18 protein-coding genes and 1 pseudogene are annotated in these 21,324 nt (G+C 71.8%); 6 read left to right on the forward strand and 13 right to left on the reverse strand.

All coding sequences use genetic code 11. The annotated features are described in order from the left end of the window. Nucleotides 1–109 precede the first annotated feature (109 nt). Complete coding sequence (locus ACI79V_RS14925) at nt 110–1,492, forward strand: FAD-binding oxidoreductase (RefSeq protein WP_456890443.1); 1,383 nt, start codon at nt 110–112, stop codon at nt 1,490–1,492. A gap of 791 nt (nt 1,493–2,283) precedes the next feature. Here ACI79V_RS14925 and ACI79V_RS14930 read toward each other — a convergent pair. The 6 genes from ACI79V_RS14930 to ACI79V_RS14955 all read right to left on the reverse strand — a co-directional run bounded on the left by ACI79V_RS14930 (nt 2,284) and on the right by ACI79V_RS14955 (nt 6,738). After that, nucleotides 2,284–2,895 carry a hypothetical protein gene (locus ACI79V_RS14930; RefSeq protein ID WP_456890444.1) on the reverse strand — a complete coding sequence of 204 codons (612 nt, stop codon included), beginning with the start codon at nt 2,893–2,895 and terminating at the stop codon, nt 2,284–2,286. A 1-nt stretch (nt 2,896) separates the two neighbouring features. Beyond that, a complete protein-coding gene (locus ACI79V_RS14935; RefSeq protein WP_456890445.1) occupies nt 2,897–4,087 on the reverse strand; it encodes a tyrosine-type recombinase/integrase in 1,191 nt (396 codons plus the stop codon). Further along, nucleotides 4,077–4,721 (reverse strand): hypothetical protein, encoded by a 645-nt coding sequence (locus ACI79V_RS14940; RefSeq protein WP_456890446.1) that lies wholly within the window; start codon nt 4,719–4,721, stop codon nt 4,077–4,079. Before ACI79V_RS14940 ends, ACI79V_RS14935 begins: the two co-directional genes overlap by 11 nt. An 82-nt stretch (nt 4,722–4,803) precedes the next feature. Further along, complete coding sequence (locus ACI79V_RS14945) at nt 4,804–5,106, reverse strand: helix-turn-helix domain-containing protein (RefSeq protein ID WP_456890447.1); 303 nt, start codon at nt 5,104–5,106, stop codon at nt 4,804–4,806. 29 nt (nt 5,107–5,135) lie between these two features. Beyond that, nucleotides 5,136–5,810, reverse strand: coding sequence for a hypothetical protein (locus tag ACI79V_RS14950; RefSeq protein WP_456890448.1), 675 nt, complete (start codon nt 5,808–5,810; stop codon nt 5,136–5,138). Beyond that, entirely contained in the window at nt 5,803–6,738 is a 936-nt protein-coding gene (locus ACI79V_RS14955; protein ID WP_456890449.1) for a tyrosine-type recombinase/integrase, read from the reverse strand. Before ACI79V_RS14955 ends, ACI79V_RS14950 begins: the two co-directional genes overlap by 8 nt. Nucleotides 6,739–7,099: 361 nt before the next feature. Here ACI79V_RS14955 and ACI79V_RS14960 point away from each other — a divergent pair, with 361 nt between their 5' ends. Together ACI79V_RS14960 and ACI79V_RS14965 are read left to right on the forward strand one after the other, a co-directional pair. Next, nucleotides 7,100–7,591: a hypothetical protein gene (locus tag ACI79V_RS14960; protein ID WP_456890450.1), complete on the forward strand. Its 492-nt coding sequence runs from the start codon at nt 7,100–7,102 to the stop codon at nt 7,589–7,591. A gap of 54 nt (nt 7,592–7,645) precedes the next feature. Then, nucleotides 7,646–8,032 carry a hypothetical protein gene (locus ACI79V_RS14965; RefSeq protein WP_456890451.1) on the forward strand — a complete coding sequence of 129 codons (387 nt, stop codon included), beginning with the start codon at nt 7,646–7,648 and terminating at the stop codon, nt 8,030–8,032. 106 nt (nt 8,033–8,138) lie between these two features. Here the strand turns inward: ACI79V_RS14965 and ACI79V_RS14970 are convergent, their stop codons facing one another. The 4 genes from ACI79V_RS14970 to ACI79V_RS14985 form a co-directional block, all read right to left on the reverse strand. Beyond that, a complete protein-coding gene (locus ACI79V_RS14970) occupies nt 8,139–9,917 on the reverse strand; it encodes an SIR2 family protein (RefSeq protein ID WP_456890452.1) in 1,779 nt (592 codons plus the stop codon). 1,078 nt (nt 9,918–10,995) lie between these two features. Then, on the reverse strand, nt 10,996–11,208 hold the full coding sequence (locus ACI79V_RS14975; protein WP_456890453.1) for a hypothetical protein: 213 nt from the start codon (nt 11,206–11,208) through the stop codon (nt 10,996–10,998). Between the two features lie 397 nt (nt 11,209–11,605). Next, nucleotides 11,606–11,998, reverse strand: coding sequence for a DUF6221 family protein (locus tag ACI79V_RS14980; protein ID WP_456890454.1), 393 nt, complete (start codon nt 11,996–11,998; stop codon nt 11,606–11,608). Between the two features lie 341 nt (nt 11,999–12,339). Beyond that, complete coding sequence (locus tag ACI79V_RS14985; protein ID WP_456890455.1) at nt 12,340–13,476, reverse strand: DUF4062 domain-containing protein; 1,137 nt, start codon at nt 13,474–13,476, stop codon at nt 12,340–12,342. A 415-nt stretch (nt 13,477–13,891) separates the two neighbouring features. Between ACI79V_RS14985 and ACI79V_RS14990 the strand changes: the two genes are divergently transcribed. Beyond that, entirely contained in the window at nt 13,892–15,493 is a 1,602-nt protein-coding gene (locus tag ACI79V_RS14990; RefSeq protein ID WP_456890456.1) for an alpha-amylase family glycosyl hydrolase, read from the forward strand. 493 nt (nt 15,494–15,986) lie between these two features. Beyond that, nucleotides 15,987–16,607 (forward strand): class I SAM-dependent methyltransferase, encoded by a 621-nt coding sequence (locus ACI79V_RS14995; protein WP_456890457.1) that lies wholly within the window; start codon nt 15,987–15,989, stop codon nt 16,605–16,607. 563 nt (nt 16,608–17,170) lie between these two features. Here the strand turns inward: ACI79V_RS14995 and ACI79V_RS15000 are convergent. Continuing rightward, a complete protein-coding gene (locus ACI79V_RS15000; RefSeq protein WP_456890458.1) occupies nt 17,171–18,127 on the reverse strand; it encodes a spherulation-specific family 4 protein in 957 nt (318 codons plus the stop codon). A gap of 736 nt (nt 18,128–18,863) precedes the next feature. Between ACI79V_RS15000 and ACI79V_RS15005 the strand changes: the two genes are divergently transcribed. Then, on the forward strand, nt 18,864–19,379 hold the full coding sequence (locus tag ACI79V_RS15005) for a cysteine hydrolase family protein (protein WP_456890481.1): 516 nt from the start codon (nt 18,864–18,866) through the stop codon (nt 19,377–19,379). A 57-nt stretch (nt 19,380–19,436) separates the two neighbouring features. Here the strand turns inward: ACI79V_RS15005 and ACI79V_RS15010 are convergent. Both ACI79V_RS15010 and ACI79V_RS15015 read right to left on the reverse strand, forming a co-directional pair. Further along, a pseudogene (locus ACI79V_RS15010) lies at nt 19,437–19,661 on the reverse strand (IS5/IS1182 family transposase); the annotation flags it as partial. A gap of 1,112 nt (nt 19,662–20,773) precedes the next feature. Next, on the reverse strand, nt 20,774–21,193 hold the full coding sequence (locus ACI79V_RS15015) for a GNAT family N-acetyltransferase (RefSeq protein ID WP_456890459.1): 420 nt from the start codon (nt 21,191–21,193) through the stop codon (nt 20,774–20,776). Nucleotides 21,194–21,324: the final 131 nt, after the last annotated feature.

Consider the following 21,324-nt stretch of genomic DNA (forward strand, 5'->3'; position numbering starts at 1 on the left):
GCCAGAATCCGTACGGGCGCTCTCGTCCGGGCGCGTCCGCCGGGGGCGGGATCTCTGGGCCATGAGCCATTGGAGGCCCTACCCGATCTCCAGCTCTGGAGGTGCTCACATGACCGGGTCGATGCTGGCTAGTGGCCTGTCGGGGGACATGCTCGAAGTCTTCCGGGCAGAGCATCGCGGTGAGTGTTTCACGCCATCCGACGACGGGTTCGATGCGCGACGGGCCTTGTGGAACGGGATGGTGGACAAGCGGCCTGCGCTCATCGCACGGTGCGCAGGCGTGGCGGATGTGCTGCGAACCGTTGCACTGGCACGTGACGCCGGGCTACCGCTCGCTGTCCGCGGGGGTGGGCACAACGTTGCCGGGCTGGCCATGTGTGACGGCGGAGTCGTCGCGGATCTCTCGGCGATGAGGGCCATCCGGGTGGACCCGCAGAACAGGACCGCTCGCGCGGAGGGCGGAGTGCTCTGGGGAGACCTGGACCGGGAGACGCAAACCTTCGGCTTGGCCACCACGGGTGGAATCGTCAGTACGACCGGAATTGCCGGGCTCACCCTCGGTGGCGGCGTCGGCTGGCTGGCACGCAAGTACGGCCATTCCTGTGACAACCTCGTGTCGGTTGACGTGGTCACCCCGGACGGCGTGCTGCGCACGGCCAGCGCGGATGACCATCCGGAGCTGTTCTGGGGTATGCGCGGAGGCGGCGCGAACCTGGGGATCGCGACGTCCCTGGAGTTCCGGCTGCATCCCGTCGGCCCCACGATCGTCGGCGGCATGATCCTGCATGCGGCCGAGTACGCGACGGACGTGCTGCGCTTCTACCGCGAATTCATCCCCACTGCTCCTGAAGAGTTGGGCCTCTACTGCGGGCTCCTCTCCGCCCCTGACGGCACGCCAGTCGTCGCACTCATCGGCTGTTACCACGGAGCGCTCGAGGAAGCCGAGGCGGTCCTCGCGCCGGTGCGCTCCTTCGGGAGGCCCATCGCGGACATGTTCCAGCAGCGCCCCTACGTCGAGATGCAATCCCTGCTCGACGCAGCGTTCCCGGCAGGAGCTCGGTACCGCTGGAGATCTTCGTTCCTGCAGGAGGTGTCGGACGGTGTGGTCGAGGAAATGGTCGAGGCCGCGGCGTCACGAACCTCGCCGTTCTCCGCCATCGTCCTGGAGTGGTACGGCGGCGCGCCCAATCGCGTCCCGGAAGGAGCGACTGCTTTCCCCCATCGTGAGCCGCAGTTCGACCTCATCGTCAGTGCGATGTGGATGGACCCCAGCGAGGACGACATGCACACCGCCTGGGTGCGGCAGGTCTGGGATGGCCTGGCCCCCTTCGGCAGCGGTCGCGTCTACTCCAACGTCGTCGACCGAGGGGAGGAGAACCGCATCCGGGAGGCCTACGGCTCCGGTTTCGCGCGCCTGCGCGAACTCAAGGCGCGCTATGACCCGGACAACATGCTGCGGTACAACCACAACGTCGCCGAGGCCGGATCCTGAACTCGCCTGAGCTCGGGACGATCCCGGCAGCCCTCCGGTCCCGAGGGGATGGCCACCCGTAGATGCCAGCGCTCTGGGAGATAGCACGAGCTCGACGAAGGTCGCCTCGTCACGGATGGTGTAGGCGACGCAGCACCGCCCGCTGCGAGGCGTCAGCGGCCTCCACGATCGGAGAGCAGCGGCTGGCCGATCGCTGTGGGTGACGTCGTTCGATGTGTGCGAGGTGGCCGACCCCGTGGCCGCCAGCGCGAACGGCTCCCTGTTCGGGTCCGCCGCCGCTCCGGAGGAGTCGTCCCATGGGCTCGCAGTCCTTCGTCGGCCGCGTCGCCACGTCGAGCACGTCAGTCCTCGATGGCGCGGACGGGGAGGAGGCTCGTTAGGGTCCAGGTACCGGCCAGCGACTCACCGGCATCACCGCAGAGGTGGGGGCGGATCCTGGGTCGACCAGCTGGCTCCCGCGTTCGCCGGAGTCCCCGGCCTCGGGGCAGGAACCGGTGAAGGTCGTCTCCGAGCGCCCTGAAGCACACGAGCGCCACCATCACGCTGATCGTCCACCAGCACGTGCACCCCGACATGGGCAGGCAAGCCGCCGACCGCTTCGCCGCGCTACTCGCGGCGCACCTTGACCGCGCGCTACCACAGCAGTACTCCGGGGGTCATCGGGGCCGGGCAGGGAAGCGCCCCGGGCCTCTGACCTGCAGAGACACCGGGGCGGTGTTGTGTCCGAGGGGGGACTTGAACCCCGGTGGTGGGGCAGCTGCCCCGGCGCGGTGGGGGTGCGGTGGACACGGTCAGCCATGGTCGTCCTCCTGCGGGTGCGGGTGCGGGTGCGGGTGCGGGTGCGGGTGCGTGGGGGCGTGCGGGCAGCGGCGGTCCGGCTCCGACAACGCCGGCAGGCCCAGGTCGGCGCGGACAGCGCGGACGAAGGACTCCCGCTGAAAGCGCAGCCAGTCCAGCTCCGCGTCGACCGCCGCGCGGGCTGCGCCCCGGTCGGCCTGCATCCAGACCTCGACGACGGCGTCGAGCAGCCCGTCGCAGAAGTGGTTGACCGCGTCCGACCCGATCATCGGGAGGACCGCGGCGCGGCGCTCCAACTCCGGATACGCCTCGTTCACTCCGTCCAGGGCGTCCAGCAGCAGGTGCCGCGTCATCGGGTCGATCACCTCCTCGACACCCTCGGTCGGACTGACGCTGACCAGCTCGTGGGTCCAGGCGGGATGATCGCTGAGGGGCCGGTCGCCCAGTCGGCCCGCGGCGTGCTCCAGGTGTCGCTGCACCACCGCCAGCTGGTCGAGCACCGCGGTGGCCGCCGACAGGCACTGGCCCCGGCGCCAGTCGCGGTCCTGGGCGATCGCCTGCCACGTCGTTCGCCGCCGCAGGCGTCGGCGGAGCCAGGAGCGCATCTCAGGTCATCTCCAGGAAGTCGGTGAGCACGTCGTTCTCCGGCAGGTCGGGCCAGCGGTCGAGCGGGCCGAAGGTGCGGGCGGCCAGCGTGGTGCGGATCAGCCACAGGTGCGGTGTGTCCAGCCCGAGGTAGTGGGCCACCGTGCCCAGGTGCGTGCCCGGTGCATGGCCCAGGTAGAGGGCGGCGCCGTCGCTGTGGGCGCCACCGCGCGCGGCGACGGCGACGGCGGTGCTGTGCCGCAGGGCGTGCACCCGGATCTCGTGCCCGCGGGCCCACTCACACGCGCGGTGCAGCCGGGCCGACCAGTCCTCGAAGCGCCCGGTGGTGACGGGCACGCCGGCCACGGTGCGAAACAGCGCATCACCGGATCGGCCGGGTCGTTCTCCGCCGGATCGATGTCCACTGGGTCGTTGTCCGCCGGGTCGGGCATCGGACAGCGCCAGGACCGCACGCAGCACCGGGGTGTGCACCGGCATCTCCCGCGCCCTGCTGCCCTTGCCGGCGACGGTCACCGACGGCCGGGCCAGCTTGGTCCCGGTCCGGGACAGCACGAGCAGCTCGGTGAGGCGCAACGCGGCCACCCGGGCGACCACCCACAGCAGCGCGTCCAGCTCCGGATCGCGGCTGGCGGTCAGCACCACGTGCAGGTACTGGCGCAGCTCGTCGTCCTCCAGAGCCTTCTCGCGGCCGGGGCCGGGACGGTCCGGTGCGCGCAGCCGGTCCAGCTGCGGGCCGCTGCGGAAGTTGCCGCGCACCAGGTCGCGGTCGATCGCCCGGGCGGCCCGCACGTACTGCTCGGCCGCGCCGTGGCCGGCGAGTCGGGGGTCGCCCACCGCCAGCGGCCGACCGCGGGCGGCGGCGCGGGCCACCTCGTGGTCGCCGACCAGCCGGTGCAGGATCGCGGTGTCCTTCTCCAGCCGCGCCTGGGTCAGCTCGGTGTAGGGCAGGTCGCCGTAGGCGGTCAGCGCGGTGCCGCCGCCGAGACCGGCGTCGCCGTCGAGCACCCGGCGCCGGCCGTCGGGATAGCGGGCGGCGGCCGGGGCGAAGCCGCGGTCCTCCAGCTGGTGCAGCGCCTGGCGCAGCGTGGGCAGGCCGGCCTCGCGCAGCACGGCGAGCTGCCGGAGGTCCTCGGGGGTCAGCCCCAGCGACGTCGCCAGGTCCAGGGCGACAGCGATGCGGTCAAGCTCCACGGTCGGCTCCACGGTGGACTTCACGGTGGGCTTCACCGTCGCTGGGGCCGCCACCGGGCGGTGAGGTGTCGTCCTCGGGGCGGGTGCCGGTCGCCTCGGGACCCGGATACAGCCGGTCGGGGCGCAGCGCGCCGAGCTGGTGCACCAGGCGCCGCACCGCCAGCAGCAGTACGTGGTGGGCGCTGGTGCGCGGATCCCGGCGGCCCAGCACCAGCACCGGCTCGTCCTCGGTGCAGCCCCAGCGGTGGCGGTAGGCGGGCTGGTCGGGCAGCCGGAAGCGGCGCCGCGCACCGACCTCGACCGTGCCGAACGGCAGCGGCCGGGCGGGCGTCAGCTCGCTGAGCGCGCACCAGCCGTCGCCGATGCTCACCACGTGCAGCCGGTGGACGTCGGTGAAGGCCCGCGGCAACCGGAACCGCAGTCCGTCGACGACGACGCCGTGCACCTGATCATGCGGCGCCTGGTCACCGGCGTCGGGGGCCTCAGCCGCCCGTCCGAGGGGCGCCACCTCCTCGGCGGTCAGGCCGAGCGGTGGCGGCTCAGGTGGCGGCTCGGGTGGCGGCTCGAGTGGCAGCTCAGGTGGCAGCTCCGGACGCAGCTCGGGGGGCAGCGGCGGGACGGGCGTACCGGACATGGTGTCCGATCCTGCCCCCCGGACCGGCGCAGCGCTATACCACAGTCGCAGACCTCTTGTCAAGTACCGACGTCGGCCCAGGTCAGCGTGCGCGTCGCCCGTCGGAAATAGTGGGCGGCCGCCGTGGCCGGTGACGGCTGCCGAAGGGATAGAGGTCGGTGAGCACCTCGGTGACGAGCACGTCGTAGGCGTCGGCGAGGGCCAGCAGCACCGGCAGGGTGGGGACCTTGTGGCCGCGCTCGAGTTCCGACAGGTAGCTGGTGGCCAGGCCGGCGGCGGCGGCGACCTCGGCCAGGTGCCGTCCCTGTTGCAGGCGCAGCTGCCGCAGCCGGGCACCGAGCACGGCCCGCGCCATCTCCAGGCGCTCGTCGTCGGCTGCGGGCACCCGCTGAGGCTACGGCCCGCCCGGCCGCCTCAGGTGACCGTGGGCGGCAGGCGCGCCCACCGGTGCAGGTCGCGTCCGGCGGGCGTGTGCGCCAGCGCCCGGGCGGCAGCCGGCGAGAGCCGGGCCAGGGCGCTGAGCGCGTCGCGGGCCAGGGCGCGTGTCTGGCTGATCTCGCTGACCAGGGCGGCCAGTGCGGCGGCGTGGTCGTCGAGCAGGTGGATGGTCAGCGCGTGGTGGAGGCGGTCGTCGAGCATGGTCCGCTCGTGGCGGCCGACCGCGTGCAGGTGCCCGGGCCTGGCCGAGGGCGGCGCGCCGTCGGGGGCGGTGAGCGTGGGTCCGGTGGTCGTCGGTGCGGGGGCAACCGGGCCGGCGCCGTCGGTGTGCGGGGCCAGCAGCGCCATGAGCAGCTGGGTCAGCTGGCGGGCAGTGTCGGCCACGTCGAGCTGGGGTGGTGTAGCCGGGCTGCCCACCGGAGTCAGCCACAGGGTTGTCAGCTCATCGGGATCCCAGCGGGGGCGGGCCCGCCAGGTGACCTCGCCCCAGGCGGCGACCGCGGGCTGCCCGTCACGGATGGTCGCACCGGGCAGGATGTCCTCGGCGCGGGTCCAGACCCGTTCTCCGTCGCGCTGCTCGGGATCGGCGAGGACATCGGGTTCGGCCAGCCAGGCGGTCACCGCCGCGTGCAGCGACCCGGGCTCAGCCACGGGGACCGAACAGCTGCTCGTAGGCGCTGACCAGGTCGTCGAAGGTGACCTGGGTGTAGCGGCCGATCACGCCGATCGCCTCAGCGCGGTGGCCGGCGTAGGCCGTGGCGACCCGCACGTCGGAGACGGCGGCGACGTCGGCCAGGGTGGTGTGCCGGATCCAGTGGGTGGCCACGTCCAGTGCCTCCGTCCAGGGCAGGTGACGGTCGATCCGGTCGAAGAGTGCATTGAAGTGCCGCCGGGTGATCGGACGACCGCTGCGGTAGCGGAAGACCGGATCGCCCGGGCCGCGGGCGCCGCGGGAGACCGCGAACTCGGACAGGGCGGTGAGCAGCGCGCACGACAGCGGCAGCACGCGGACCTCGCCTCCCTTCTCCGAGAGTGTGACCCGGCCGTGCTCGGCGTCGAGGTGGTCGAGGGTGAGGTTCAGGCAGCCCTCGCGGCGGGCCGCGGTGTGCCGCAGGAACGTCAACAGCAGCTCGTCGAGCAGCGGATCAGCACCGGTGGTGGTGGCCACCTGCCAGATGTCGGCCAGTTCCTCCGGCAGCAGTGGCCGCTCGGGCGCCCGCGGCCGGCGCGGCGGTCGCAGCCCGGCGGCCGGCGAGGTGGCCAGCAGTCCGGCCTTGGTCGCGTAGCCGAAGAAGAACCGCACCGCGCGGACGAAGTTCTCCGCCGCACCGCGACCGTGGACGTCGGGGTCGTAGGAGCGCAACCGGCGGCCGGTGGACCGGGCCCGCTGCACCGTGCGGCGTCCCACCGTGGTCCGCACGTCGTCGCGCAGCAGTTCGAGGTCGGCGAGGGTCACCGCGTGCAGGTCGTAGCCGCCGAGCCGTTGCTCGAGCAGGCGCAGGCCGGTGGCGTAGGTCGGACGACTCTTGTCAGAGATCGCCGCCAGGGCGCGCGGCATCAGGTCGGCCACCGTCGTCATGCCTCCTCCTACTTCGCTGTCAGCGAAGTATGCTGGCTGTCGGTCCGTGCGGCAAGTGCGCAGACGGCCGCACCGGTGGTGCCGCGGTTCGGACCGGCGGCCGTGGAGAGAGCGGACAGGAGGAGTCGTGACAGCAGAAGATCGGAGGGCGAGCACCGGGAGGGCGAGCACCGGGAACGCGAGCACCGGGAACGCGAGCACCGGGAACGCGAGCACCGCTGCCCCAGGCGTCGGTGACACGTCCGTCGGTGACCCGCCGGGCGGTGACAGGTGCCCCGGCGACAGGTGCCTCGGTGACCCGCGCGCCGGCGGGCGGACGGCGGTCGCGCTGCTGTGGGACCTCGACAACGTCACTGCGGCGGTGGGCCGGCTGCCGTCGCTGGCGCAGGCGCTGACCGCGCTGGTGCCGTCCGACGCCCCGCGGATCGCCGCGGCACACTGGCGCGCCTACCGGAACCACCGGGACGGGCTGGCCGGATGCGGCTGGCGGGTGCTGTGCGGCAGCCGGCTGCCGCGGGGCACCGACGAGGTGCTCCTCCGCCAGGCCAGGGCGCTGCGCCGCCGGCGCGGCGTGACCCGGTTCCTGCTGGTCAGCGGCGATCACGACTTCACGCCGATCGCCGCCCTCGGCGACCTGCACGTCGTCACCCGGAACGCTGCGCGCTGCAGCACCCGGCTCCGCAACCGCGCCCGCAGCGTGACCGTGCTCGTCCGGGACGGGGAGATCCCGCCGCTGACCGGCGGGCCGGGTGCGCACACTCACCGGCTCCCCGCCCCGTGGTCGGCGGTGACCGTCTGCCGGCGCACGATCGCCCGCGACCGCCTCGGCGACGTGACCACGGAAGTGCCGTGACCGCGGGACTGGCGTGACCGCGGGACTGCCGGGACCGCGGGACTGCCGGGGCCGGTGATGATTCCGGAGCCGGACATCCTCGATCTGCTGCTCGCGCTGGCCGGCGAGTTCACCTCCGACGGCGGTCGGCACTGGATCGTGCGGGTGGCCGACCACGACCGAGGCAACGCCGTGCCCTTCGCGGTGGCGACGTCGCCTTTTGCTGCGGTGTGCTGGCGGTGCCGGCGCGAGGTCGAGGACGCGCTGCGGCGGAGTCCTCCGGCGGCTGGTCGCGGCCTCGCCGACACCGGCGCCCCGGCGTGGTGGCGTCTCGTGCGCGACGGGGCCGACGGCGTCGCCTTCCTCCACGAGCACGCACACGGTGCCAGCACCCCAGCCGCGGACGCCACCGGAGCCGACGACCGCCGCCGCGCTGCGCCGCCACGCCGACCGCCCGGCTGACCACCCCGGGCGGCCCGCCGTGCGGCCACGCGCACGGCGGCACGGATGCAGGCCCTCCCCGGTGGTGCCCCTCCGACGAGAGCCGGCTGACCGGCGGAGGGCGTACTCAGCGGTCGGTGAGCTGCGGTCGACCGGGAAAACGGGGACCGGTGTCCAGGACACCGCCCCCGGGTGGCAGAGCGTTCCAGTCCTCGCGGTCCGCCCACGCGGCCAGCCACCGCTCGAAGTCATGCAGAGCCTGCTCGGCGGCGTCGGGCGTGCCGCCGAGGTGGCCGTGCGCCAGCAATCCTTCGGCGGCGTCCGCGTTGCTCAGGTGCTCACGGAGCGCGACGACCGCAGGCGCGTAGGCCGGCGCATGGCCGTCCACGAGCAACAGCGGGGCGCGGGGGTGGTTCACCCGGGTGCGGCGGCGCTCGAGGTAGCACAGCAGCGCCCAGCGGTCCCAGGCGTCGGCATACGTGGCGGCGCCTACAGCCAGGTGGTCTTGCAGCAGCGGGCGCAGGTGCTCGCGCAGCCGCAGGTCGGGATCTCGGTCATGGGCCCACAACACGGCGGGGGTGAGCACCGCCCCGGCGGTGCGGACCTCGCCCTGCCACTGGATGGCCTGCCCGGTGAGGAGGCGGGCGATGAGCTCGTCGCGACCCGCCGCGGCCGCCGCGATGCCGGCCGCATGGGTCAGCAGCGCCGCCGGACCCAGCCGCAGATTGATCAGGTCCAGGCTGCCGCCGACGATCCGGCGCGGCACCAGGCGGGCGATGCTCGGCAGCCACCAACTGTCGGTGCGTGCGCTGCCCCAGTAGGCGCAGGTGGCCACCAGCGCGGCGAAGACCTCGGTGCCGACGAGCAGCTGCTCGAGCCGGCCCGCATGCTCGGCTGCGACGTGCGCGGGCAGGCCGTCGAGCTGTCGGCTGCCGAGCGGCTGCAGGGCGGCGACGCGGTCGGCCTCACGGCGCAACGTGTCGTGCAGGCCGATCGCCACCGTGCGCCCCGACAGAACCCGCTTGGCGTAGGCCACCGCGGCCGCCGCACCCACCGGGTCCTGCAGTCGCGCCTCACGGACGGCGTCGACGGCGTCGCCGGCGCGGGACAGGAACGCCCCGGCATCGTCGACGACCACGCGCGCACCACGGCCGGCGGCCAGGGCGAGGGCGTGCTCGCGCAACGGGGACCGGTCGATCCACCAGGTGCCGTAGCGGGGACTGCGGGCGGCCTGCAACCGCTGGCGCAGCGCGACGTCCCACGCCGCCGACCAGCCGACCACCAGCAGCCCGTAGCGGTCGAACACCTCGTCCAGCAGCTCGGTCACCTGCGGCGGATAGGCACCGAGCTCCTCCGGGGTGTTGAGCGTCTCCGGAGACAGGTAGTGCCCGTGCAGATGCACCACGACGGCGCGCTGGTGCTGCAGCGGCTCCATCCCGGCCACCGCGGCCGGGGAGTCGACGACGACGGGTTCGATCCCGGCCTGCCGGATCGCGGTCTCCAGCAGCGGGTCGAAGTTGGTGGTGAGCACCACGCGCACCGCACCGGCGACCACCAGCCGCGCCAGGGCGTGGTGGGCCGCACCAGGCTGCTTCTCCCCGCGCTCGCGCTCCTCGGCGGTGGGCTCGAAGAACCCCCGCAGCAGGTCACGGCGCCCCGCCGGTGTCGGTGCGAGCTCGGCGAGCAGGTCGTCATAGCCGGCGCTGCCGCTGCGCTGCCTCCACCACGCCTCGGGGTCCGGCGGCGTCGGCGCACCGCTGGCCCGCGCCACTCGGCGAATCAGTTCCTGGCGCACGTCCCAGGCGGTCGCCAGTCCGGCCGACGCAGAGGCGCCCGCACCGATGAGCGCGGCCAACGTGCCCGGGCCCGCGTCGAGGGCGAGCGCGAGCGAGACGTGCGACTCCATCCGCTCAGCATTCCGGCCGACCAGCGGTGGCAGCGACCGGAGCGCGCAAGCTGTGCCCGACTCGGCCGCCGGCTCTCCGCCGCTTGACCCCGCCCCGCCGGTCCTCAGACGGGCCACGCCGCGGTCGCCCGTCACGCCAGAGCCACCGGCACGCCGACCGTGGTGTGGGACGGTGACCTCGGTGGAGGGCGCCACCCCGTCCTGCCGCAGCAGCGGACCTCGCCGACACCGGGTGGCCTTCGTCCGCGCCACGGAGCCCGGGGATGGGGTGCAGCCCGCTCGGCCCTCGAGGACGGACGATCCACCGGCCGCGGCGCTCCCGCGCAGCCGAGGTTGACGGGTCGGCTCGGTGCCGGGGCGGGCACACCGCACGACGGTGCAGAGCAAGCGCGCATACCGGGTTGACGGGGGAGCGTGGCGGTGTGTGCAGGACCCGGGGTGACCGCTGCCCGTGCGCTGCAGCGCGTGCTCCGACCGGTGAGTCCCGTCCCTCCCGTCCCGGACCGCCACCGGAAGAGGACGCCCCGTCCCGCGGCCGGACCGCCCATGGGTGGCCACGGCGCCGGTGGCGCTGCCACCGGGGGAGGCATGCGGGTGGCCGCGACGACCCGGACGACGCCGTGGGCGCCCCGGACGGTGGCGGCACGCGCAGACCGACACCGAGGACCACCCGTAGACCGGCCCGCCCTCCGCACGGCCTCGGCCACGGCGCCGGCGACTCCGCTCACCTTCTCGGGTCGGACCTCCGGCGGACCTCGCGCTGCGCCCGCAGCGCAGTCATGCCGGAAGTCGCCCGGTTGGTCGCCTGCCGCGATGCCACCGCGCCATCCAGGACAGGATCCGCCGGGCGCTCGAGGCGGCCCGGCTGCCGAAGACGCAATGGTTCCTCGACGAAAACTCGGCGGATGCCTGGTCGTGTGGTGACGACTCGCCTCGGCGCCTCGGCGCCTCGGCGTCTCGGCGCCTCGGCGCCCGTGGGCCGGTGCCGGCTCCCGTGAGCTCGCAAGTGCCCGCTCGCGTTGCGCCTGTGGAGTTGGTGCGGACTCGCGCACATCGCGATGAGCCCGCGCTGTCGGGCTCAGCAGGCAGTGACCTCGGCGGTGTACTCGTGCCAGACATTGCCGCGCGCGTCGCTGGTCTCGACGGGACCGGTGACAGTGAAGGTGGACCAGTCGGCCGTCCCGGCCGGTGGTAGCCGCAGCCTCAGCTGCGCCCGCAGCCCAGCCGCCGCGCGCTCGTGGTGGGCGTAGGGCAACGCGGTCCGGGCCTGGTAGGTCACCACGGCGATCATGGTCGGTGATCCGGCCGCTGCGGCGGCGGAGCGCTGGTGGGCCCTCCTCCGGCCGGGTGAGGCCTACCCGCCGACATCGGGTGTCACCCGCCCGCGGGGTCGCCCGCGAGCGGGCGTCCTCGACCGCGACCAGTCGCTGACCGTCACCGTGCCGCGCCGCGGCGATCCAGCCGATCATCGCCGGCGCTCGAGCACCGCCGGCGATGACCGTGGTCGGGCAGCAGGCGTTGCCGGAAACGGCCACGCTGATGATCGAAGAAGCCCGCCGGTGGGCGCGGTCGCGGGGGAGGGCGGCGTGGTCGGACCCATCAAGAGGTGACGGTGTGCCGGCAGCACGAGCGAACCACCCCGCCCGGCACGGGCGGTGTGCTGCTTCGTGCAACCCCGGCGTCCATCCTCAAGGTCGCGTCGCGTCCCCCGTGCCCGGCATGTCCGCATGGTCGGCGTAGGCCAGGGCCAACTGCTCGAGAACCCGCTGCGCCAGCACTCGCGCCCCCTCCATGCCCGGCGCAGTCCCGAAGGTCAACGCGGCCTCGCAGTCGTGAACGATGCGGCGCCGACGCGCACATTCCTCACGCACCGCGGCAGGGTTGAACTGTCGGATCAGCTGCTCCTCGTGCGGCTCGAAGCGGTGCTGCTGAGTGCGGCCGTACAGCTGGTCGTGCCGCTGGCCGCTGGTGATCCACTCGTAGAACGGAAAGGCCTTCCGCTCGTACACGGTGTCTCGCTCGCTGGCGAGCTCCTCGAGCTCGTCGATGCGCGCCAGGAGAAATGCGGCAAGACTGGTCATGGGCGCTTCCTAATCCGACCTACCGACAGATCCCGCCGTACGGCTGCGACGGCCGCTCCGTGCCGCGGTGCTCCGGCAGGTTGGGACGTGAGCCAGGGACGGGCCCCAGCAGGGACGGGCCCCAGCAGGAAGCGGAAGCGCCGCGAGTCGGAGACGTCCTCGTCGTCCGGCGAGCACGGGATTCGTGCGCGGCACGGGCCCGGCGCGACCGGGACATCTCACGCTTGTCTGCGGTCCGCGGCTGCGGACGTCGGGGGCGCAGAACGCAGGCAACGCCGGCCTCCCAGGCCGGCGAGATCCTCGATGCGCCGTCCGCAGCAGCGCGGCGGAGGACGCCGGTGTCAGCGCGGTGCCGTCCGCACCATCGCCATCAGTTCTGCGGCGATCTCTGCTGCGATCTCGTCCGCATGCTGCCCAATCGCAGCCGCTTGCACGCCCTGCTGCGGCTCCATGACCGCCCGCGCCCCCTGCCGGGAGCGCATCCCCTGCCCGCGCTGACGCCCGGTCACGTTGCGCGGATCGCCCTCGAACACTCGGTCCAACGGCCCCAAGGAGGCGGCCACGGCCACCGTCTCCACCTGGTCACTCAGGAACGCTCCGGCCAGGCGCAGCAGGCCGGCGCTGCGGCGGCGGAGGTCGTCATCATCGACCAGTGCGCCCATGAAGTCGGTCGGCAGTGCCTCGAAGGCGTCGACCTGCCCCGTGCGGTACACCGCCACGCCGCGGTAGGTGTGCTCCTGCCGGTCGAACAGATCGGTGCCGGGGCGTCGGCTGTCCGGCGCCCACGCCCATGCCAGCTCTCCGCTCGCTCCAACGTGCAGAGCATCCTCTTCGCGGAAGAATCCCTGCTCGCGGCTCCGACGCGCCAGCGCAGTGGGTAGCGCCTGCAGGCGCGAGGCCAGCAACGACGGCGTCGCGACCGGGACGAGATACACATCCAGCACCGGAGCAGACAGCCCCCTGTCCTGCAACGCAGGCTGGTCCCCCCGCCGGGCCAGAGCTGGTGCCGTCGCGATCGGCCTCCAGGTCAGCGAGCGAGGACGGGCGCGTACCTCGGCCAGCGCAGCCATCACCGCCTCGTTCAACGACAACGGGTCGGTGAACGAGGCACGAAAGCGACCACCGACGTAGTGCTGCACCTGCTCCTTGAACGCCGCCTGCCGCGGTTCGTCCGGTTCGTTGGTCTCCTTCACGAAGACCAAGACCTCCTTGCCCAGCCGGCGGGCCAGGATGAACTCCTCCTCCGTCGGTGCCACACCACTGTCGGGAAACGGTTGCCCGTAACGCGGCCCGAGGAGCAGGACGTACACGTCGCAGGCCTCGACGCCGGCCAGGCAGGCCTCCCGCGGCGTCCGCCCCAGAGCGGTGAAGTCCTCGAAGCGACTCGGCTCGTACGGCGGAACCACTCTCAGCAACGCCGCCAACGCCCCCCGCTCATCGCCGAGGGCATAGGTGACCGAGGAGATGAAGACCCGCACCGCTCCACGTTAGCCAGCACGCCCGACCGACATTGCGTGCCCGCAGTCATCCCGTCCCTACCCGTCCCTCGGCCCTCGTGCCCGTGGCGCAGCAAGCGCGGGGCGTGCGGACTCAGGCTCTCGGCTGGTCGGGTGCGAGCCGGTGGTGGCCAGGACGCCAGCCGCCGCCAGCGCCCGGGTAACCCGGCCGCAGCCTGTGGCCCGGCCCTGCGGCGTCGTGAGGACGGGCGCAGCCACCGGCACACCGTCTTCGCCCGTGAGCAGCGCCGCACGGACCGGCCGGCGCCGGGCGATCGCCACGTGCACCCGGGCCTTTGCTCATCCCGGACCCGCCGGCATGAGCGGCGTTCGCCGCGGCCGGCTGAGCGCTGCCGCACCGTGGCATCGAAGGGACCGGCCACCCTAGAATCGACCAGTGCGCCCCGCTTCCGACCAGTGGTGGAGGGACAGTGTCGGCTACGAGATCTACGTCCCGTCCTTTCAGGACAGCAACGATGACGGGTGGGGTGATCTGCCCGGTATCCTCTCCCGGCTCGACTACCTCGTCGACTTGGGTGTTGACCTCCTCTGGCTGTCGCCCATCCATCCCTCACCGTTCGCGGACGGCGGCTACGACGTCGCCGACTACTTGTCCGTCAATCCACGCTTCGGCCACCTGAAGGACGTCGATCGCCTCATCGCAGCGGCGGACGACCGCGGGCTCCGGATCCTGCTCGACCTGGTGCCCAACCACACGTCCGTCGCGCACCGATGGTTCCGCGATGCCCGCACCGCCAGAGGAAGTCGCCATCGGGACTACTACTGGTGGCGGGATCCCAGCCCCAACGGCGGTCCGCCGAACAACTGGGTCAGCGCCTTAGGAGGCCCAGCATGGACTCTCGATGAATCGACGGGTCAGTACTACTTGCACCTCTTCGACGAGTCCCAGCCCGATCTGAACTGGTCCAATGCTCAGGTGGCCGCCGAGTTCGACACCATCATGGACTTCTGGCTCGACCGCGGATTCGCGGGCTTCCGAGTTGATGTTCCGCATGTGATGGCCAAACATCCAGACCTGCCGGACAACCCGCGGCTGCCTGAGGAAGAGGTGCAGGGCGACGTCCGAGGGATCCGCGACTGGGATCGCTTCGAGCATCGCTTCGACCTCGACCAGCCCGCCCTCGAGGGGATCTACGAGCACTGGCGTCGGCGCGTCGACCAGCACGGTGGCCTCCTGCTCGGGGAGATCAACATCGTCGACCCCACCCGATTGGCCCGTCACACCACCCAGGAGCGGCTGCACCTTGCCTTCTGGTTCGGACTGATTCGGCGAGAGTGGGCTCCGGACGACTTCGACGAGCTCATCCGCGAAGCCGCTGCAAGCCTGCCGGACCTGGCATGGGTGCTCAGCAGCCACGATCGTCCCCGTGCGGTCACTCGATACGGAGGGGGCGCCGCCGGTCGACGCCGGGCCCTCGTCCTGGCCACGCTCACCATCGGTCTGTCCGCGCTGCCCTTCCTGTACCAAGGAGACGAACTCGGGCTGGAGGACGTGACCATTCCGGCGGATCAGGTCCGGGATCCGGCGGCACTCAACGGCACCGGCGAGACCTACACCCGCGATGCGGCGCGCAGCCCGATGCCGTGGGCTCCACGGCCGGGCCTGGGCTTCACGCATGCGTCGACGCCCTGGCTGCCGTTGGGCGAGCGATCGACCGCGGACACCGTGCAGGTGCAGCTCACCGACCCGCATTCCATGCTGGCGCGCTACCGAACGCTCCTGGCGGTGCGCCACCGCTGCACTTCCCTGCGGCACGGCCGGGTCACCTGGTTGGAAACGCCTGGCTGTGTCCTCGCCTACCGGCGTGGGGATTGCCTCGTGGCCGCGAACCTCGGGCCGGAAACCGCAGACCTTCCCCTGCCGGACGGATCCCGCTGGCGGTTGGAGTTCGACACCTCGACGCGGCACTCGACCGGCGCGCTGGCCGGTTGGCTGGCGATGGCACCGGAGCAGGCCGTCATCCTCGCTCGGGAGTGACTACCGCGTGATGCAGCAGCGTGCTGGTGCCCGGGACGGCATGGTGCCCGGATCGGCTTGCGCGGGAGCGCCATCGGCCCGATCGGGTGGGATTGAACGGCCTGGTGGTGCAGGCGACCTAGCGACGGGGATGCCGATGACGGGACGGGCCGACGTCGGCGGCTCCCCGCGGGCCCAGACGCAGCACCGGACCACGACGCGACGCTGCACATCGGCGCCACGGGGGCCGGATCGGCGTGCGCGGCCTTCCGCCGGAGCGCCCGTGGTTGCATGAGGGGCGCCGGCACAGCCCGCGGCGCCGGCACAGCCGGCTTCGCCAGGCCCGGCCGGGCGGCGTACGCATAGCGCTTGCGCGAGGTGACGCGGAAGGCGGCGTCCGCCTGACCGGGGTGCTCCCACTCCGACTGCTGGGAGCGCCCGGCGGACGTTCCTGATGCGGTCGGTGCTCACTCCGGACCGCCTGTGCGTGGGCGTCCGACAGTCCGGTCTCCTGATGAAGGCGGCAGTGCATCGCATGTTCAGCAGCAGTCGGCGTTGGAACCACAACATCGCCTACCACCCCGTCGTCCTCACGGCTGTTCCTGACGGATGCGCGCGCGCGATAGATGTGGGCTGTGGTGAGGGTTTGCTTACACGCGAGATGCGCAATGTGGTCGAACACGTCGTCGGTGTCGACTCGGACGCAGCGAGCGTTCATCTGGCGCGCGCCCAGGAACCGGGAATCAGCTATCTCGTAGGGGACCTCCGGGCTCTACCCTTTCGCCCTGAAACGTTCGACTTCGTAGCGAGTGTGGCGGCGCTCCACCACGTGGATGCGGGCGTTGGTCTCGCTCGTTTGTCCGATCTGCTTCGACCCGGGGGAGTGCTGGCCGTCGTCGGTCTAGCCCGCAGTCGTTATCCTGTTGATCTGCCGCATGACTTAGCTGCCGCCATCGTGCACAAGGTGCACGGCCTCCTCCGACCGACCTGGGAGCATCCGTCGCCGACCGTCTGGCCGCCACCTGAGACCTACGCGGGAATGCGGCGCCTGACCGCGGCACTCCTGCCCGGTCGCCGCTTTCGGCGGCACCTCCTGTGGCGCTACTCAGTCGTCTGGACCAAACCGGACCGCTAGGCACGAAGCGCCGGGGGTGCTACGGCGGCTCGGCCGCGGGACCCCATGCTCGGTGTTCGTCAGGACCGCAGATGACGAGACGGAGTCCACTCGGTGTGACGTCCGTCGATTGACGTGGCACCTTCCGCTGGCCGCTGGCCGCTGGCCGCTGGCCGCTGGCCTTTGGCCGCTGGCCGCGCAGCGAGCCCGGCTACGCCCGCGGAGTCTCCGCCCCGCCGTCCTGACCGGCCTCGTCACTGGTCGGATGTGTTGCGACCATCCCGGCCGCTGACGCGGGAGGGGGGGCATCCACCGGCGTCAGCGACCGGCGCAGTCACCGAACACGGCCGGCGCCGATCTGGACGGCGACCAGGGACGCGTCCGCATACCTCGGTCGAAGGTGCACGAGACTGGGCCCCCCGTCGCGCAACCACCTACCCCAGCGGCAAGGCACCCTGCTGCTACCCCGGCGCGGTCCGACACCGTGCCTTGATACCTACTCGGCCTCCAACCCACAGGCCAACGTCGAAACCGCCGCGGACCAGGGCGCGACACCGTTGAGACCAGCTGGGGGCCACCGTCGGCTACTGCGTCTGAATGAAGGCCACCATCTCATCCCAGTACGGCGGAAGTTCGTCGTAGACCGAGCCGAGCACCGGGTCCTGACGGGCGCGGGTGACCCACACGGTGCGCGCTCCTCGTTGCATCGCCAGCCCGATGACCTGACGCATCGTCGGGGCATCGACGCAGTCATTGATGGTGTGCACCCGCCGCGCGCTATGGGCGAACACGCGTACACCCGGCTGCCAGCCCCACAATGCGGTCCACCACGGTGGCGGAGGCAGCAGATTCTGGGTGTCGCAGAAGTCCAGGGCGCCGTACCGGTTGAGGTAGGCGTCCACGCCTTCCTCCCACAACTGCAGCAAGTCGGGATCGAGCCGGCGCATCCACGGGTCGGGCGTTCCGGCAGCATCGACGGCGTCGTCGGGCCATTGCGGGGCGAGCGGATAGACGCGCAGGCCCAAGCTGCGCACGTGGTGGGCGTAGGCGTGGTAGTTGGCAGCTACTGCCGAACTGCAGGACACCGGTCCCTCGTCGAGATAGATGCCTGTCAGCCGTGACCCGAGGTTGGCATGCCACTGGGTGACCTCCGCCGCGACCTCCGGCACGGGCCGCGTGCCGTTCTTGACCGGTATGTAGCCGTAGAGCTGTTGTCCGGCTGCCCGGCAGCCGTCTAGGGCGGCCGTCCACTGTCCGTAGGTTGCCCAGTCCGGGCGCAGCCCGCGGACGCTACCTTCTACGACGACCACGCGGACGGCAGAGCCAGCCGCAGCTATCCGGGTCCACTGGTCGAACAACCAGGCGCGGGTCATCTCCCGGCCGGCCGAATCCATCCGACCGGGGCGCTCGACCATGAAGGCGGCGACAGCCAGCGCCGGTGAGCCGAGGGTGAGACGGCTCATCAGGCGAGCCAGCCACTCCGGAGGTCGGACGATCCGGCCGCTCAAGCCCGGGATGCGCGGAAGACGCGGCATGGACATGGGGAGGCCTCCCCTCAAGGTGACCGGATCAGTGTCGAACCGAACCCACCAGAGCTGTCAAATGCCGTGGCGCTGTCGTTCCGACAGTCGCCGCAGAGTTTCGCGGTGCGTTCACGTCGCCGCCGACAGCGGGCCGCTCGTGCCTGCGTCGACCTGGCGATCGCCTCGGCAGTAGCGGTACACGCCGACGCGGGGGTCCGGGCCGACGGCGGCGTTCCTCGGCCACCGCAGCGGGTGACCGCCCCCGGCGGTGGGGCGAGGAGTGCTTGCGTGTCTTCGCACCACGTTCTGCGCCTGGCGGAACGCCCGGCGGTCGGTCGAAATACGTCGACCCAGCTCAGCGTCGAGTCCGCCACGCATAGGAGGTTGACGCCAGGGACCAGCGGAGGCTCCGCTGGCCGCCGGTTCGAGCATCAGCTGACTGGCCCGCCACTCCTAAGTGGAGTTGCGGGCGACTGAGTCCTCCTCGAGGGCAGCACCGACAGATTCACCGCCATCACCGCCTGGCGCGTGGTTCGATTACAGGAGCATGCCCCGGTCAGACGGGCGAAGCCGCCCTTGGACGCGGCTCGGCTCGGGGTGGCCAAGGCAACCGGCCATCGATGGCACTGAATCGGCGCGACCATGGGTCTTGTGCAAGACGTCAGCAGGACCCGTTGTGCTCCGGTCCTGCTGCCGTTGCAGACCAGCGGCGGCTTGGGGCGCACGTCCACTTACTTCGTTGGGAGGCGTTGTGATGGTGCCGGCCTTGGTTCTGGTCGACCTGCAGGAGCGGATTGTGCGGGAGTCGTGGAGGCCCAGGACCGGACAGGCAGTCGCGGCGACCTGTCTGCGTCTGGCAAGCGCGGCGAGGCAGGCTGGCAGGCCAGTCATCGCGGTCCAGTCCTGGCGGCTGGACGCTCGTGGTGACCGGACCGTCGTCGACGGTGACGAGCTCGTCGCCGGCCTGCTGGAGCTGGCCACCGATGTGGTCACGAAGCATTCCTGGGGCGCGTTCGGCGGCACGACACTGGACGCGGTCTTACGTCATCGTGGCGTCAACCACCTCTTCCTGGGAGGGATCGCGACCAACTTCGGCGTGGAGTCGACTGCCCGCGCGGCGGACGACCTGGGATACAGGCTCACTCTGATCGAGGACGCCATGACCAGCACAAGCGACGAGGCGCATTCTTTCGCGATACGCGAGATCCTTGGCAGGCTCGGAACGGTCGCTGACGAGCGAGCTGCCACCGAGGCGCTCGTGGAGCGTTAGCCGCTTGGCGAGACCGTCGAAGACGTTGGCGTCGGCCGACTAGTGCATCCGCCGTCAGCAAGTCCAGCCTGAGCCGTAGCCAAACTCAATGGAAAGCTTGGCCCAGCCAACGCCGGTGGAGAGCGTGAAGGCGATGCCCTCGAGCACGTCCCGGTCGGAGGTGCGAGGGCAGTTGGTGCGGCCGTGCACCGCCGGAGGGCAGGGTGAGATCAGCGACTCGACCGGTACCTAGGGCTCGTTAGTGAGCGGCCGCGGCGGCGGGGAAGCTGTCGGCGACGACATGGGCCGCAGCCTGCGCTCATGCCTCATGGTCCGACAGAGCCTGAGGACCTACATCCGCAAGGCGCTTGGCCGACGCCTCTCCATCGCGGTCAGCACCGCCGTGGGGGTGATGGTGGCCGCGGGCGGTCTGGGCGTCCTCACCCAGGGATCCACCACCGGAGCTGCAATCGTGGTGACGGGCCTCGCGCTCCTGTTCGCCGGGCTCATGCCCGTGCTGGCCCAGGGGGTCGACACGGTCACCGGTGCGGCGCCCCCGACCGCGCCGGGGACGCTTCCGCGCTGTCCGAGACGACTCAGGAACTCGGCGGCGCCTTTGGCATCGTCGTCCTCGGCAGCATCGCTGACACCGTCGACCGCGTCCAGGTCGGCGATCTCCTTCAGGACATCCCGGCAGCAGTTTCGAGCACAGCCCTCGACACCCGGGCCGGCGCCCTCAGCGTCACCAGCGACCCGCCAGCTACGGTTCGCTCAGGTGCGCTGGTGGCATTCACCAACGGCCAGCACACCGCTGCCGCGGCGGGCGCGGTTGTCGTCACCGTGGCTGCCGCTCTGGCCGCTGCTCTTCTGCGGCCTCGACCACAGCGTCCCTCCCGAGGGTCGGATGACCGCGCCTGATCGCCGTGCATGTCGACCGCGGGCGCTCCCGCCGCTTCGCCGCCGGCGTGAGACGCCGGGGTGGAGGCGCAATCGGCACACACGCGTGGCTGCTGTCGAGGTCGGTCGTGTCAGCAGATCGCGGTCTGCCGGTCTGGAGTCCGGCTCCGTGATCCCCGTGCCCGGTGAGGAGATCGGCGAGCGGTACCTCACGCGGGCGCACGCCTGCCGTCGGGAAACTGGCCCGCGCGCTCAACCGGGCCGATCGGCCGCGTGCGGCGAGGCGGGCGGCTCCACGGCCAATGACTGGCTGCACGCAGGCCTTCCGCGACGCCGCGATTCGGCAGTCACTACGCCGGCACGCTCACCACGGCTCCCGCCGGAGCGGCGAGGCGCCGCTGTACGTGGGAGCTGAGCGGTCAGTGGCTTCCAGTCGTGCCCATGATCTGGATGATCGAAGGTCCGCGCCGCAAGCCTCCGGTGTCCCCGCGACCAGAACGGACCATGCTCGACGTAATCTACCCCTGCGCCAGTTTGGACAGAGGTAGCAGCGCAGCATCGGTGGACCGGAACCCGCAGGCATCTCGATAGAAGGACCCCATTTGTCCTTCGAAATCCACGTGCAGCCACGTACAGCCGGCGCGCGCGGCCTCAGCGGCAGCCGCCCGAACTAGCGCCTTGCCGATGCCACGTCGCCGGTAATCGGGATGCACCACGGTGTCGACGAGGAAGGCATGGGCGCCACCGTCCCAGCACACGTTGACAAATCCGACGAGTTGCTCGCCTACGAACGCGCCGACCCACGTCAGGCTGTGACGTGCCAGGCGCTGCGCCCACGAACCAGTCGGCGTAGCCGTGACGCCGAAGGCGAGCGCATGCAGCCGGGACAGCACATGGTCATCGACGGGGTAGCGGACGCGCAGGTCAACGGAGGTCACGACCACGGATTGTCCGCCCACGGGCCATCTGGTCGATGGAACATCCACCACCGCGACCGGCGCGAACGATGAGGACCGCAGTGAATGTCGTCTACGCCAACTGGCTTCCTTCTCGCTGCCGGAGGCACCGT

This window comes from Geodermatophilus sp. SYSU D00700, from assembly GCF_054050255.1.